Origin of the sequence: Cupriavidus pauculus, assembly GCF_008801835.1 — a bacterium.
GTDB classification, from domain to species: Bacteria; Pseudomonadota; Gammaproteobacteria; order Burkholderiales; family Burkholderiaceae; genus Cupriavidus; species Cupriavidus pauculus.
The window spans coordinates 14,051-30,147 of the sequence record NZ_VZOW01000018.1; the positions used below are offsets into that span (position 1 = coordinate 14,051).

7 protein-coding genes are annotated in these 16,097 nt (G+C 56.8%); 6 read left to right on the forward strand and 1 reads right to left on the reverse strand.

All coding sequences use genetic code 11. The annotated features are described in order from the left end of the window. Positions 1-196: 196 nt before the first annotated feature. The 6 genes from F7R19_RS18340 (at position 197) to F7R19_RS18365 (ending at position 14,787) form a co-directional block, all read left to right on the forward strand. Positions 197-4,864 carry an AAA domain-containing protein gene (locus F7R19_RS18340; RefSeq protein WP_170292610.1) on the forward strand — a complete coding sequence of 1,556 codons (4,668 nt, stop codon included), beginning with the start codon at positions 197-199 and terminating at the stop codon, positions 4,862-4,864. A 2-nt stretch (positions 4,865-4,866) separates the two neighbouring features. Beyond that, positions 4,867-6,234 (forward strand): hypothetical protein, encoded by a 1,368-nt coding sequence (locus F7R19_RS18345; RefSeq protein WP_150981546.1) that lies wholly within the window; start codon positions 4,867-4,869, stop codon positions 6,232-6,234. 138 nt (positions 6,235-6,372) lie between these two features. After that, positions 6,373-6,783 carry a hypothetical protein gene (locus F7R19_RS18350; protein ID WP_150981547.1) on the forward strand — a complete coding sequence of 137 codons (411 nt, stop codon included), beginning with the start codon at positions 6,373-6,375 and terminating at the stop codon, positions 6,781-6,783. 243 nt (positions 6,784-7,026) lie between these two features. After that, on the forward strand, positions 7,027-11,016 hold the full coding sequence (locus F7R19_RS18355; protein ID WP_150981548.1) for a GreA/GreB family elongation factor: 3,990 nt from the start codon (positions 7,027-7,029) through the stop codon (positions 11,014-11,016). A gap of 599 nt (positions 11,017-11,615) precedes the next feature. Beyond that, positions 11,616-12,332: a hypothetical protein gene (locus F7R19_RS18360; protein WP_150981549.1), complete on the forward strand. Its 717-nt coding sequence runs from the start codon at positions 11,616-11,618 to the stop codon at positions 12,330-12,332. Positions 12,333-12,687: 355 nt separating this feature from the next. Next, a complete protein-coding gene (locus F7R19_RS18365; RefSeq protein ID WP_150981550.1) occupies positions 12,688-14,787 on the forward strand; it encodes a hypothetical protein in 2,100 nt (699 codons plus the stop codon). Between the two features lie 289 nt (positions 14,788-15,076). Here the strand turns inward: F7R19_RS18365 and F7R19_RS18370 are convergent, their stop codons facing one another. Then, positions 15,077-16,075 carry a hypothetical protein gene (locus F7R19_RS18370; RefSeq protein WP_150981551.1) on the reverse strand — a complete coding sequence of 333 codons (999 nt, stop codon included), beginning with the start codon at positions 16,073-16,075 and terminating at the stop codon, positions 15,077-15,079. Positions 16,076-16,097: the final 22 nt, after the last annotated feature.

The following is a 16,097-nucleotide window of genomic DNA, read 5'->3' on the forward strand; positions in this document are numbered from 1 at the left end:
TCAATTAAACCGTATCACGCACCTTCTCGGCGTTTGGGCCACCATCGGTGGTGACACCTTCTTAGCGTTGTTCAGCGAAGGTCGGCGAAACGCTGGAGCGTTTGGTGGGCTCATTTCGGATATCGAAAATTTAAGAATCTAAGTTTGAGGAGGGGGGATGGTCTGTCGCGTAAGGTATCTCAGTAGTGCTGGAATTATGCCGCGCGAGATAAAGGGAGTTGATGCGCTATCAAAGGCGTTCCCGCCGGAGTGGTTGTTCTACGTGTCGCTGAATTGCTTTCCGCGAAATCAGTCGGCCATGGAAATCGACGCCGTGGTGGTGACTGATGACCAGGTTCTGTTGCTAGAAATCAAGGATTGGAACGGCACGCTCACATGTCGAGGTGATCGTTGGTTTGTAGGAAAAGCGCCTCGCGGTCGCTCTGCGGTTGCCGCGAGCGAGGAAAAGGCCAAGAAGCTCAGGTCGGTGATCAAGAGCGAAAGTCTCTTGGCCGGCGCGTTTCGCGTCGAAGCCCGTGTCGTATTCACAGGCACCGCTGATGGTGCAAAGCTGCCGGGTCACGAGGCTGCGCGAACACTAACGCTGGCCGAAGCCTGTTGTATTGGCGATCCGTTAAAGCGACAGCACTACCTGCCGAAGGGCCAGCTTCAGCTTAAAAAGGCGCACCAGCTGGAGTCGGAGTTTGACCGGATCTTCAATAACGCCAAACTCTTCCAGCGCTCGGAGATGGACTGGTCTGGTCACGCGGTGACGGAGAGTGATGTCTTCGTTCATCCCCGGGGGGTGTGGCAGGACCACTTTGCACACAGGCGCAGCGAACCCCGCCTCAAGGCCATGGTGCGGACGTGGTCGTTTGACCGGCTACCCGTTGGCCTGAACAGTGGCGAAACGCGCAAGCTGGTGGCCTTGCGCGAAACCAACGCATTGGCCTATCTCCAAGATGTGGGCAGCGATCTGATTGCGCGGGACCGCGTCCTCCGGGAAGCGATCGCACCGGAGGAGGAGATCTCCACAGATCACTTCGAGGTGCGCCATTTAGGGGCCGGGTGGAAGCCTCTCGACCGATATCTCGTCCATCAGGACGACGATCTGCGCATGCAGGACAGAGTCGTGATGACCGCTAGCCTGCTGAATATTGTGGCGCAACTGCATCGTGTCAATGTCACCCATCGCGACATTGGCCCACGCGCAGTGTGGATTGGTAGTCATAGTGACGTCGCGCTCACGGGGTTCATGTCCTGCCAATTGCCGGACAAGTCGTCTGTCATGGACTGGCTCAGCGAACTGCGCGGCTACGCGACGTTCCTTCCAGAGGATGTCACCGGTGTGCCCAGTTCAGGGCGTCAACGCGACGTTTATGCGTGTACCTATCTTGCGGCACACATCCTGACCGGCAGGAGTCTCCTCAATGTCCACGTTGACAAATTCATCGCATCGCTGCCGCAAGAGCTATTGATCCTGGAGGGATGGTTTCGCCGCGGGTTGGCGCAGGATCCGACCGCGCGGTTCGTGGATGCGATTGCGCTGACTGAGGCCTTTTCCGCCTTGGTGGAGAGCGCAGCGCCGGACGTATTTGATGCAACGCTGTTAGACCGGTTTGAGACGAGCATCGTCCCTTTTACGGCATGGCCACCCACCGCACCTGGCACAACAGTGGGGCAGAAACACACCTATTCGCACGAGAAGGACGGCCGGGTCTTCATGGTCAAGGTGTGGATGTCCCTGCAAAGAAACCGTTCGTTGGCCAGCGACTGCGCCTTGCTCAGGCTCCTGCAAAGCGTGGAGAAGTTACAGGGAAAGCCTGTCGACGGGATGCCGAAATTCGTAGCGTGTGGTCTGTCGCCCGTCGGCGTGTTCGTCGTCTATGAGCGCGCCGAAGGCGTGCCGGTCGCCACGCTCGCCACACTTCCGGAAAATGCTTCGCTACGACTTGCGCAACAAATTCTGCGTACGGTCACTGCCTTGCATGAACTCGGCTGCGAGCACGCCGATATCTCGCCAAACAATGTACTCATCGAGGTGGACAACGCGTCCGCGGTGCTCATCGATCCCTTCGATATCGCACCCACGGGGGATGGCACGGTTCGCACACCGTCCATGTCTCCGACGAACTGGGAGCATCTGAATCAGATGGCCATCGATCGATATGCCGCCTTGAAGGTGTCATGTCTTCTGATGGAGCTCGATGCCGGCGCTCTGGCCACGACGCTACTCGAAGAACTGCGAACAGAGTTGGATCAGCCGGTCATCGAGTCGTTGGAGCGAGCCTCTTCGCTGGTGGCCAAGGCCGTCGCAGTTGCCAGTGCTCCTGAAATCAATGTGTTTGACGTGCGCACATCGTTGGATACTCATGGGTTTGGCGATGCAGACCGGATATATGTTCGCCGCAAGGTGGAAGATGACGGGCGCACCAACTTCCTGCTCACAACCGCGAAGGCCCAACTGCAACTTGCCGGTGACGGCCAACGCCTACACAAACACTGGTTTAGGAAAACGTCTTTCACGGCGTTGGCCTACGAGTCCGCGGCGGGCCACGACAACCTCCAATTCCATTTGGAACTGGGGGGCGGTAGCGAGAGCGGGTTCGATGCGCTCTATGCCTACTTGTGCGGGCATCCGCGATTCGCCGTTCCTTCGCGAGGCGCGTTGGTGTTACCCAGCGATTTCCAGTTCGACGTCGCTTGGCATTGGCGAAAGCTTGTCGAGCTGGAAGAGGATGCTCGTGTCGAGATCGCGGTCACGGAGGTGCTCTCCCAGCGAGATCAGACTATCGCGTGTACCTACGACAACTTGGGGAAAGACTTCGACTTCGATGATGAGGATGTTATCGAGGTGTACGCGGGAAACCGCCGGATTGGATACGTTGATCTGCCTTCCAGCGCAATTCCTGCCGCCATTGGCATCGTATGCGACCGAGGTCGCATCGCCGCCGGTGATCGCCTCCGGCTGGCAGGACGACGCGAGCAGACATCGATGGAGCGGCGCGCTAGGGCTGTGCGCCGGATTCTCGAGTATCGCTCGGTAATCTCGAATCTAATCGACTACTTTGATCCCGCGCAGCGACTCGATCCCCTGCAGTTCGATGTGGCGGTCCCGGATGACGAGTTGGCCAACTACGGCCTCAATGCTGGGCAGCGGCACGCATTCCGCCAAGTCCTGACGAGTGGGCCGGTAGGCTTGCTGCAAGGGCCGCCGGGCACTGGCAAGACGCGTTTCATTGCCTCGCTTGTGCACTGGCTGCTGACTCGCGGAGGATCTCAGCGCATTCTGATTGCAAGCCAGTCTCACGAAGCGGTCAACAATGCCGTGGACTCTCTCTTGCGATTGCACAAGAGCCGAAGCACGCGTCCCAGCTTGTTGCGCATTGGTTCGAAAGGGATTACGGAACGAATCCGGCCCTACCATTCTGCGGAGCTACGTGAACGATATCGCGTGAAGTTTGAAGCCGGCGCGAAATTCCGCTTCAGCCAGCTTGCCACAGCGCTCGGGGTTGATCGGGCATACGCGTCTGACTTGTTTGATCTGGACAAGGAAGTGGGCGTTCTCGCGCGTCGCTGCGCCAACGTGGAAGACGCCCTGGAGGAGCACCCGGACCAGCTAGCCAGCGACCGCGATCGCAATCGCGTGCAGCGGTCGCGTGTGCATCAAGCGTTTCGCTCTGCATATGAGAAGCTCTCAGGCCGGGAACCCAACGTGGATCTGGCGCTGCAGGAGTATGAAGAGTTGGTCGCCGGTCTCGTCGCGAAGCATCCGCAGGTCTCACCTGCTGATGTCAACGCGGCCAACCGCGCGTTGAAGCTCACCAACGATTGGCTGCATTCATTGGGGTCACCCGGGCGAAACTTCGAGGAGTTTCTTGCTAAGACGCGCAGTGTTGTCGCCGCGACGTGCGTGGGGGTCGGGCAGACGCGTATCCGGATCGACTCGCAACTATTTGATTGGGTCATCGTGGACGAAGCCGCGCGTTGCACGCCGGGAGAACTTGCTGTACCCATCCAGATGGCAAAGCGCGTGCTGCTGGTTGGCGATCACCTTCAGCTCCGCCCCATGTTGGATCGCGAAATGCTGAACGATCTTCGCACTTACACTCCCGATGTTGAGCCGGAAGAGCTTACGCGGAGTGACTTTGAACGGGCGTTCTCATCCGACTATGGGCTGCAGATTGGCGTGCGGCTGACCGAGCAGTATCGAATGCACCCGGCTATTTGCGCCATGGTCTCTCAATGCTTCTACGAGTCCCACGATATACGACTCGATACGTCGAGTGAGCGTGTGCCAACGTTGGAGGCCTCGAGTATCGAGCTTTCCTGGCTTGCCCATCCGCTGGTCTGGATCAACACGGCGTCCGAGCAGGGTTGCAGAGAGTCCCAGCACGAAGGCGAAACAACTTACTACAATACCGCTGAGGTCGATGCGGTCGTGCGTGCTTTGGAAGGGCTGGCTGCGGACAGCAAGCTCGTCGATGCTTTGGGGCGATTGGACGACGAAACGCCCATTGGCGTGATCTGTATGTACAGTGGCCAGAAGCGCCAATTGGAGACCGCCTGGTCCAGAAAGCCCTTCGAACCGCGGTTCCGACGCCTGGTGCGGATCGACACCGTGGATGCCTACCAGGGCAAGGAGAATGCGATTGTCATTCTCTCCCTGGTGCGCAGCAACCCAGGCGGATCTGGCGGACACGTGGCCAATGCGAATCGCTGCAATGTCGCCACGTCAAGAGCGAAGGAGCGGCTCATCATCGTAGGAGACTGCGGGATGTGGGAGGATCGCGTCCCCGCACAATCTCCGATGCGGCAGGAACTGGAATACATGCGACAGGACACTTCTAACTCGAAGGTCATTACTCTCGAGGATCTCACGTAAAAATGACTGTGATCGATACTTTCGAGACCAATACCTTTGGTTTCAATCTACCGTGCAGGCAATTCGTCATTGCGGCGGAGCGCACGAGGGAGAGACGATTGCCAATGGTTGACGAGTTTGTCCTTCGTACGCTTCACGTCGTCCAGACTATTAAAGCCGCTAGGCTCGCCCGATTTTTTGGGTTCGAAGGCCAGGATCTAGGTATTGTGATTTCTGATCTTCAGACCCGAGGCTTAGTCGTGGTTGATGGCGACAATCTTACGCTGCATGCGTCGGCAAGGGAGCTATTCCGAACGTCAGACGGAACGACGCCGACGATTACGGTTGCCGAACCAATGCATGCGGACGTGTGGTTCGATCTTGTTACCAAACATATGGTAAGCGGTCGTGGGCTTCGCAACGTACAGCATCTCGTATCGCTGCCGGCGATGCAGGCCATGACTGAAAGCGAAGCACGTACAGCGTTTCACGACAATTTCCGGGACTATCTGCGCATCGCACGTAGCGATAAGAATGCGGACCAATGGAATCTGTATTCGATTCTGGATGTCCATCCGGGTCGTTACAGCTTTGTGCAGATCGGTGGCAACGAGGTTCTTAAGCTGGATCCGGTGCCGAAACTTGAATCGCGACTACAGCTTGAGGATTATGACCGCGGGGCGCGGACGCGGCGGTTGACGGAGGCCATGATCGTTGAGCTTGCGAAGCGAGACGAGGCATCACCAAGTCAGGTGGCACTGAATGACTTTGTACGACTCGTGGGAAAGGAGGATCTCGGCCGCTGGATGCGCAGTGACGCAACATTTGATGTCGCGGATTGGTACTCTTATGAGTTGAGGTCCGGGGCTGACATCACCATTCCCTTGGTAGGTTATCCCTATGTCGAAAGAAACCGAAAGGCGATTGCGCAACTGCTGGATGAGGTGACGCTTGATCTTGGGAAAGATGATCGCTGCGAACTCCACTGGCTACGACCTGGGGGAGCGCGATGGGGGGCGACAGAGGACCTGCCTTCTACGCTTGAATCGCTTCGGGCTATCGTGCGGGCCCGTACCAAAGGGGGGAGTATCTCTACAGCCTTGGTTTCCCCCGCTGCCGTAGGGGGCAAGGAGTCGTTGTTATTTCAGCGAATCTTTGACCGAGGGCTTCTTGCACCGGCGGGGAAGTCACCGATCGCGCTCGAAATCCTAATTGTTCCTGGAGCCTTGGCAGTGGTATCAGTCATGATGCCACTGACTCAGTCGGTCCACGTGCCGATCGGATATGTGACGATCGATGAGGTTGCCGTCAAACGTATCATGCACCTAAGCCGCATGCAGGCCTTGGTGAACGAGGGGGAGCGCTTATGGCCGAGGAGTGAGCGAGTCTAGTTCGCTGCCTTTTATGCACTGTTGTTAGTCTGATGCACGATATCTGAAACTGGGCGCGCAGTGTGGAAACAGAACGGTTGGAGGAAACGCTTGGGACGGTCTATGGACTGCTTCTGGCGGAAGGTATGAGCGAGGCCATTGGGCGATCCGGAAGAACAGTTTGGTCTATGGGGAAATCGCGAGGACGATTGTGGGAGCGAAGCTGCCGCTGCGCTCACGGAGTGCGCCAAGCAATGGCGGCTTGAGCATCCGGACGCGCGTGGAGCGCCGCCGCTGGCGCCAATCGTGATCCCACCCTATGGGAACTGCGCCTACTGGCTGCATGATGGCCGCGTGATTGTGATTCCCGCGCGAGTCAAGGCTCGGGAGTCCTATGGCGAGGAGGCGGATCTCGAGATCATTGAGTTTCTGAATTTCCAGCTCAATAGCGGGAAACGGGAGGACGAAATTCAGGGTGCACCCGATTCCCGGGCGAAGGCTAGAAGCACCGATCGGACAAGTGCGAGATATGCGACGCCTTACTCCAGCGCGGCATTTCTGGGACCATGATGTCAGCAAGCTGTGTGCTCCAACGTCGGCAGCGCCGCCTCTGGCGCTCGCACTATGCTTCCGGTCCGGCTATTTTGGTTTGCGCTTAACGAGTCGGGCGCAATGCAGGACGACCTCCATTGCGGTCGTGCATACTCAACTCGCGACCACGGCGCAAACTGCGAAGCATCGCTTGCGGGAATTCATGGCCACGCAATACACGCAAGGGTCACGCTCCGACACAGAACGCGAAAGGCGTACAGAATGCGCGCATTCGAGATTGAGATCTCCAAGCCGGCGAATGCTGACAGCTTCGAAAACATGTGCACCGATGTCTATGGGGTCGTGTTCGAGGATCCGACTCCAAAGAGGAACGGCAGATCCGGGCAGAAGCAGGGCGGTGTAGACATCTTTGTTATGTCTAACGCCGGTCGAGTTGGCATTCAATGCAAGCGATATGTCGATGGCGGCGTAACTACCAGGACCGTTGACGATGAGGTTGCTGCTGCCGACGCCGCTGGTTGGAAGATTGCCCGATTGATCATTGCTACGACCGCAGCAAGCGATACGGCGCTTGTCAGTCACGCGCAGCTAATCAGCGACGCTCGTCAGGCTCGTGGGCAATTTACGGTGGAAGTGGAATCCTGGACAGAGATCTGCAACCATATCCAGCGACACGATGCACTGCATCCGAAATACTCGCCAAATAGTCCGGGCGGGGCAATCGCTGCCCTGCGCGCGCAGGGCGAGAGAACGGAGGCGCAGATTGCTGTTATGCCCGCGACAATGGAGGCGACACTAAAGGCGGCGCTAATGCAGATGCTGCCGATGGGCCGACCTGATTCCCCGAACGGGATTGTCACCAGGCAACTGGACAAGGTGAACGATCTGCTGCGGACCTTGGAGTTTAAGGCGGCACAGGAAATGTTGGCTGTTCTCGAAACTGACATCGAGAACTTCGATCCCCACCAGAAGGCACGGTGGACGCTCCAGAATGGCATTGCGCACTGGCAGCAGAATCGCGAGGAAGTGGCGGCAGAATGGTTTCTACGCGCCTATGACATTTTTGCGGACGATGAGCGCATCGCTGCAAATAAGATCCGAGCGCACATTATTCAAGGAGATCTAAAACTCGCCAATGCCGAGGGCAAGCGCCTACTATGCCAATTTCCTCATTCGCTTCATGTTTGGCTGGCGTCTACGAACGCTCGGATTTGCGAGCAGGAGGACTTGAGTGAGGCCAGCTTGCCGGCGCGATATAGGGACGAGGCCGACGCGTTGCAGATGATGGCCTACGCCTTCTATCGGCAGCGGAGCGATTTGGCGGTGACATACGCCCGTCGAGCTCTGACGGCGAAGAATGCGGGCCTGTTCACGCGAAAAGGGGCAGCCGGAATAATTGTTGGCGTTGCCGGCAGGCACGGCGTCTTGGCGGAATTTGACGCGTACTCGCAACCGCTGCGCGAGGGTCTCGCTGAGGTAATACGTGCGTTTGAGCCTGCGGCGAGTGAACTGTGGCGGATAGAGAACGATCAGCACAGGGCCGAGGCCGCTGCACACGTGGCGTTAGCCCACATGTTGACCGGCGCTCCTGGAATCGCACTTTCTATGTGCGAGCGAATCGAATCGGAGATCCCTGAGTACGCCGAGCGTATTGCTGCACTGCATGTCGGAGCCTTACGCTTTCTTCAACGGTATGATGATGTGATCAGATTCGCTATGACACACCTCGACGCGCTGGACGACGACGGGTTGCTCATCGTAGCAGAAACGGCTGCCAATCAAGGCAATGCCGAAGCATTCGCATGCATCATTCACGCACTGCAGGAATACACCTCGGAGAACAAGCCAGTCCTCAAACTGCTTGGATTGGTATGCAGGTGCAATTCTGGTGAATCCGAACAAGTGCTGCAAGAGATCAGCGAAATGCCCGTCGATGGTTTCGATCTGATAACACTCAATGCCTTTGCCGGGTTCATGTTCAATGCAAACCGGGCTACGGAAGCACTCAGGTTCGTTGAAGCAATAAAGAGCCGAATTTCAAGGGGGGGCAGTGCGTCCGAGTGCCTCATCGTCGTTGATACCTTGATTCGCGCCGAGGCGTTATCGGATGCAGTAGCACTCCTGGAATCGGTGGACTCGGGAATCCGCAGTCTTCCTATTCAGAGGAGACGTCTGCGTGCGCTCCTACTGAGTGGGCACCGTAGGAAATCGAAAGACCTCTTGGAAAAGGCGCCACCGGAGTGGCTTTCCGATGATGCATTCCGTCGGCTGGCGATGAGTGTGGCGCAGGAGGCTAATGATTGGAGCGCGCTTGAGCGACTTACCAAGCTGCATCGCGAAGCACACCCAGGACGCGCTGAGGCTTGGGTCCACTGGTACCAGGTGGTGCTTCACACGAGACCGCCAGCCCAAATTCGCAATGCCTTCAGTGAGGCACCGGAACATCTCACCGGGACACCCAAACAGATTGCGAAACTTGCGACGGCCGAGTTGAAGTATGGTCGACCGGAGCATGGGTATGCACGCCTCTATCGCATGTTCCGTTCAAACATGGAGGATGTCGCTGCGGCCTCCGCCTATTTGACAGCAGTTTTGATGGGTCACCGACCCAGCCAGGGCGCCTCCGGCTTTCCTGTCGTCACACCCGGCTCCTGGGTGACGCTTGAGGGGGCAGACAAGAGCGTCGTGAAGATTGTTATTGACCCCTTCAACATGACTGATCTTCCCAAAGCCGCAAGATTTCTGGCGGCTGATAGCTCGCTGGCAAAGCAGCTGATCGGCCGTGAACGTGGGGATTCGGTCGAAGTGGCGGGTGCGTTCGACGTGCGCAACTTCACGATAGTCGAGATCGGCGATGCTCATCATGGACTAGGCGAGCATGCACACGAACTCTTCTCGCGATCGCTGGAGCCGGCGCCTGACCTTCATATCTTCACGCTCGCGGAGAAGGAGGATGGGGGGCTAGATGTCACGCCCATTCATGAGCAACTCAAGGCTCAATCTCGGCATAGCAAGACTGTAATGGAGCAATACGCGGAGAGCCAGTTGCCGCTGGGCTTCTGCGCCAGAATGATGGGTGCGGGCGCGATGCAGCTCGTTTTCGGTTGGGATCAGCGAAACCCGCCACTCGCAAGCGGGGTCAGTTCGGTGCAAGAGTTTGACGCCGCAATGTCCTTGCTGCGAGATCGGGCGTCGCCCGTTGTAGTGGACGCAATCACACTTGCCGAACTCGTTCGCTTTGAGCAAGGTAAGCTTCTTTCAACCTTGGGGCGTGTGTATGTTTGTAGAGGCACGTACGATCGCTTCAAGCAGGCAGAAGTAGAAGCCCTAGATTCGCGAACCGTGGCTCACGCGGCGGACATTGATGGGCAGTTTGCATTTCTACCGGTCACTGAGGATGCTCGCGAATGGAAGGCTCGCCAATACACTGAGGCGTTGAGACTTATTGAGACGTACTGCGAAATCTGCCCGGTGTATGGGCCAGAGCAAACGCCCAATGAGCTTCTCCTTCTGAAGGATCTGCTCGATACGGACACCTATGATGCACTGGCTCTGTGCCTCGAGAAGGGGGCAGCATTGCTCTCGATTGATGAGCGCCTTAGAAGCTGGGCCAAAGGGGTATTTGGGATCAAGGGACTATTTCCCTATCTCCTGGCCATGAAGAGCCTGAGCGACGGCGCAATCTCGCGAGGCGAACACGCCAGTTTCATCCTCGGTTCAGCGCTGCACAATCGCTCTATTTTTGCTCTACATGCAGAAGACATCCTATGGGGACTTCAGCAGCCAGATCTAGCGATCAAGACGCTAGAGTTGGCTTCGACCCACTTGGCGATGTCTCTCAATCGCCCGTATGCAATTGGTCTTGCGAGAGACTTGCTTCTCGGCATACCCAGTGTGTCAATGCAGTACGGGGCGGCCGCGGAGGTGGTGAAGTTCGTTGCCTATGGTTTGTTTCGCAGAAAGGATAACGTTAGCGGGACTCGAGATGGTATAGCCTATTGGCTGCGACAAGTAGCCAGCCTATTGTTCCCTTCGGGTTATGTCTATCCTACTGCGTGTCAGATTCCTAACAAAGAATGTGCGGATTTCTTCAGTTTTCTCGAAGATGGTCTGGAGGCTGGCATTACTTTGGCCCAGACGGATGGTGCGATTCAGTCGCCTGAAATTGCGGCACTCTATTGCAGTACGGGCTTCGTAGCCCATCGACCGAAAGCGACGACAGTGGAGGAAAATGCGCTGGCCCGGCAATGAGCAAGTAATTCATCCAGCCACGCGTCGCCAAGAACGTCGCGCTGCTTGCGGAGGACAGCGCAGGCGTGCTGTTCATCTGCGCCCCGATATCAGGTGACGCATTCAAGAGGAGCCAGTTCTAACCGTCACTCGTCAGTGCCGCTGAAGATTGGACGATTCTCCTCTTCGTCGATGACTGCAAACGGCTAGATTTTGGCCGCTGAGATGAACGGTCCCGCTCCGAGGTGGCCAAGTGGATGGTCTCACCTGCAGTGGGCAAGTACTTCTTCTCAGAATCTGCCACAGTGGTACCGCGTCACGGAGGCGGAAGCCAATGCCTTCCCCTTCGGGGTGAGTCTCACGTTGTAGGCGGTCTTCGTAAGCCCGGACACTGGCACTACCGGACCCGGCCCCGGGATTGTGAAAGTGTAGATAAGGCCGTCGCCAACAACGTCGCGAACCATGGTGCCGAGAACGCAGTTGCCGCGCCGTTCTTCGCGCGGACAGGGCGCCCGTCTTCTTTCGGGCCGGTTGCGGACGACAGACACACGCATCTAAAGGTTGTTGCAGGACCAGCCGATACTAGACATGTATCAGTCTCTTGCACCCCAGCTACAAACATGACCGAAATGACTATTCTCTCGGATGCGCTGGCTATCTTGCGAGCATTGGAAGCGCACCTCATTGATCGCGTGGAATCGCCTTGGCGGCTAATCGCAGCCCTTCAACGATACGTCTACTTTCCCCTCCGCTTTCTGTGGTTGGGTGTACGTGCGAAGCTCTCCGTGGTATCACTTTGGGGTCTGTTAAATGGCGGATTGTTTATGGCCAGTGTTTGGATTGTCCATTGGCTTGGATTGGACAATCAGATGCTGGCGCAGGGTATTCCATTTCTGTGTACGCTTGCTGCGCTGGTGATGGTCGTCTTCTCATTGCCGAGCACCTACGGAGCCGGAGAGATAAGTGACGACACTGTCCTCTTCGTAGTGCGCCATCTAGGCGCGCGGGAACTCGCTAGCGATGCAGACGTCGAGACACTGAAGAAAACCATTAGGCCATTCGAGGAGCGGGCGCGAGCTCGTATCGTCGCCATGAAGTGGCTCACGGGATTGATCGTGGCATGGTTCAATTACTCATGGGGGAAGGCGTTAAACGCCACGCCGGACTCAGTTCTCTCGGCTGTGGGTGTCGTCGTTGGTTTGGCTTGCGTATCAATGGTGGCTTATCTCCTGGTATGGGGCTATGAGGCAGCGGTGAACAAGCTATTCCAAGCGATTGAGCTTGGCGGCAACGAATACTGCAGACGACTGCGCACGCCGCAACGCCCGTCAGCCTAAGTCGTTTCGGCGGAAGTCGCTTGCATGCCACGGGGTAGTGTTCCATGATCGGCCGCTGGGTTGCAGCGCGCGAATGTCCGTTCTCGGTCGTTCCGTCCGTCGACCCTCAGCGCGAGATGAAGGTGGTGGGGCAATAGTTGTACCAACACGTTGCCCCGGTGCGCGCACAGGCCGCAGCGACAGTCATAGGCGGCCGTTCGCCGCCGGCGGTTAGGCGTGCCGTTGTAATGGGTAGAACCGGTGGCAGCCGGCGCATGGACTTTCGCATCTTTGTGTGCGCCTGATGCTGGGCGCTTGTACTCGCCCGCCAGTGAAATGCGAAAAGAATAGCCATCGAAAGTATCGAAGGGATAGTATGGACGTCGAACTCATCAAGAAGCTCATCAAGGCCTTAAACTGGAAGAAACTTGATGCGCATTTGCTGGAGTCGCCACTGTCTGAGGATGATGTCGAGAATTTGGTAAAGGAGGTCTATCACTCGGACTCCATGGTTCGCAGACGCCCCAACGACACCGGTATGCGACGGAATCAATTCCTTGACGCGCTGGAAAGCCGGCTGAGGAGCTCCGGTTTCACGGACGCAGTCGAGGCCATCAGCGACATGCGGATTGAATTCGAGGCAATCGACACAGGGTACGCCGCGGTCTTCGAATCAGAACGCCTACTACCAACCAGTCAATGGACTGGACCCCAGCGAATTGCTGCGACGTTGACAATGCTCCAGAGCGCTGCCAAGAAAATTCACGCAGATATTGGACGTTCCTTGACGGGTGTTCCGGCGCTCATACCAGAACCCGTGATTTCGGATCTGGACGGCAACCGGTACAACCCCAACGCGGTGGTCCACAACCTCGCGGCAGCTGCCTTCAACATCTTCATGATGGAAGCCTACCGTGAGAACTACTTCAACGTCGAGGATGAGATCGTTATGCCGGCGCTCCCGGCGATGGCCGAGAGGGAAGCGGAACCAATCGTCGGCAACTATGCGACAGCGCATCTGTGGAAGTTGTGGAAAAACGTCGACGAGAAGACTCGCTTCTTGGCAGGCCAGATAAAAGTCATTCACGACAAGCCCATTTGGGTCGGTTCTAACGACAAGAGGCTGGAGGATGTCGATACAACTCTTGAATTCGAGGCTAACCTCGAGGCCGAAGCGCTTGTAGTCATAGCCGGCGAGCGGTTTGATGAGCGTCAACGGCAGACCTTGTTCCGCTTAATCACTGAGACTAATCTCAGCAGTAAGGTAGCACTGAATTCTGACGCGACAGTAGATCTCCCGCCGGCTAGTTTTCTTTCCATTGAAGAGGGACATGCAGCCGAGGGTCTTCACAACGCTCTTTCCGTTGACATTCAGACTTCACGAATACAGGGCGTGCAACTCACTGTCGGCGAGTTGCTAAGAGGTTTTGCATCGCTTCAGTTGATGAGCGCGCAGCACATCAATAAAGCAGGCGACGTGTTCCAAAAGCTGACTCGCGCAGAGTTGGAGAGCACTCTCGGCCGCTGGGGTCTTTCGTATCCGGCAGTTGACAGTTTCCTCGGTATAGCCACATTCAAGCGATCTAGCCGAGATCTCTATGACTGCCCACTGATCCGTTGCGCTGACGAAACGTTTATGCTTTTCGGATGGACCATGGCTCAAGCTGATCTCCTAAAGCTCGTGCTGTCCAGCATCAGCAGCCAAGACGGCGACATCGAAGATAAGGGTAATCTCTTCGAGAGACGCATTCTGAGTATGTTCCGCGAGTGGAAGTTCGACGCTCAGAACATTTTAACCAAGCGTGGCCCGAGCAATGAAATGTTCGACTACGACGTGGCTTTCACTTGGGGCGACTATGCATTCTTCTTCGAGTGTAAGAACCGTAGTTTACCGGGCGACAGCCCCATCGCCATTCACTACTACAATCACACGGTTCAGTCACATATCAAGCAAGTCCGTCGCCTTCGAAAGGGCCTGGACGACTATCCTGAAATTTTGTCTGAACGAATTCCGAACGCCGTCGGTAAAAAGCGTGTGTTCTGTGTGCTCAATTCACTTCCCTATGCGCGCCCACCCGTTGACGGAATCTACTTTGCAGACGAGGGATTGATTCGGCGATTCTTCGATTCACCAAGTATCGGCGTCAACACGGCTCCGCTAAGCAAAGAGTCCACTGCGCCAAGAATGCGTATGGAGCTTGCTCGGCTGTGGAAGGGCGCAGCGCCGACTCCCGAGGAATTCGTCCAGTACCTGTCGGATCCACCGCAGCTCAAGATCGCCGCGGCGCACTACCACAAGAAAGCGCGAGCCGAATTGCTTTCGAGGAATGTGGTAACGACGATCGTCGATCTACAACGCGAAGCGATGGAAATCGATCAGGTAATCGCAGCATTTCTGAAAGAGGGGGGCGCCCTGTGGGAAGCTCCCGCGCAAGATTTCGAATCCGCGCGATTGGCGCCCGACGACTGCACTTGAGCGGATATCTGCTTCGGGTCCGGTCAGAGCCGGTCGCGGGCCAGTGGCGTTCTATCCGTCTGAGTCCAATCAAAGGCAGTCAGTCGAACACAGTCAAATGAGCGTGGGCCCAAGCCACGCGAATCCGCTTGCGCACCGCCGGGCTCGCATTCGCGATTCCCAGGACGAGGGCCCCGAGCAACCAACCCTGTCGAAAACCCGCGATGGCCGAGTACTCGAGATACTTCTCGAAGTACGCATGTAGTCGCTGCAAGGGTGGTAGAGACGGATATTGGCTTTGTGTGTACAGCTACTGGTCAAGCCGATGGCCGGCGATGAAAGCGTCGAAGGGCGTATCCAGGTTCGTGAAGTCCAGCACATCCTGAGGAGACAGTTCCAATTCTCGGAGAATGTCATCGAGAGGCGCATGGAAGTTCGCGATGGCGAGCTTTCGCATGTAGAGCGGCCTATACAGCAGCTTTAATGCAAGTGGGATGCTGAAGAGCTTTTCCACGGGTAGGCAATAGGTTTCAACCAAGGGACGGTCTTCAAAAGGCCGAAGGAGCGCCTCCAATGTCGCCAAGGAGTAGCAATCGGCTTCCTTGAACGCCGCGAAACGCTCCGTTTTAAGGGCGTCCTTCGCCTTCCTGGTGCCACCGTCTGCAGTGAAGATGTACTGAGTTGCTAGGTAAGCTGGTAGAAATGCAGCGAGTGCGCCTTGCCTGCGAGTTGGGTTCCCATAGGCAAGGAGGTGATGAAACTGAGCGTAGTACGCCGTGGTTTCCGATACGATCGGGCGATTGAACAGACACCAGTCAGTATCAAGCTGTCGGCGAAGCGTGAACTCTGCGGCGTGGCCAAGTTCGTGTGCGACCAGATCGTATGACTGGAAACCAGAGTTCGGAAGCACTACCACGTGCTCGTCAATGCCGCAGCTCAGCGCCATCGCCTCTGCGAGTTCGCCCCCGGCTAGCTCGGCCAAAACCTCCGGAGGAACCCGCAGGAGCGTGGTATTGCTGAGATCCACGCCATACAGGTTTCCTACGAATTCCTTTAGCTCTTCGAAATTCTCGCACGTAACGCGGTCCTCCAGCGCCATCGCATTGGTCGCTGCTATTTGGCGGATCGTCCTCGCGCCGAGGTCAGCTGCAGCCAAGTATGTAGGAATGGTGCCAGGTGGAACTAGCATGCCCGTGGCCCGCAGCGCATTTACCTTCTGTACCTGTGCGGCATGCGCGGCAGCCAGATCTCCAGCTAGCAGCGCCTGCTTACGCGCTCTCTCCGACTTGAATACCTTCTCTCTGAGCATGCGCATTCCTCACGAGTTAATT

Coding starts and splice junctions, on each gene's coding strand:
- F7R19_RS18340 (WP_170292610.1), top strand. CDS start 197: ATGCCGCGCGAGATAAAGGGAGTTGATGCGCTATCAAAGGCGTTCCCG.
- F7R19_RS18355 (WP_150981548.1), top strand. CDS start 7,027: ATGCGCGCATTCGAGATTGAGATCTCCAAGCCGGCGAATGCTGACAGC.
- F7R19_RS18365 (WP_150981550.1), top strand. CDS start 12,688: ATGGACGTCGAACTCATCAAGAAGCTCATCAAGGCCTTAAACTGGAAG.
- F7R19_RS18345 (WP_150981546.1), top strand. CDS start 4,867: ATGACTGTGATCGATACTTTCGAGACCAATACCTTTGGTTTCAATCTA.
- F7R19_RS18370 (WP_150981551.1), bottom strand. CDS start 16,075: ATGCTCAGAGAGAAGGTATTCAAGTCGGAGAGAGCGCGTAAGCAGGCG.
- F7R19_RS18360 (WP_150981549.1), top strand. CDS start 11,616: ATGACCGAAATGACTATTCTCTCGGATGCGCTGGCTATCTTGCGAGCA.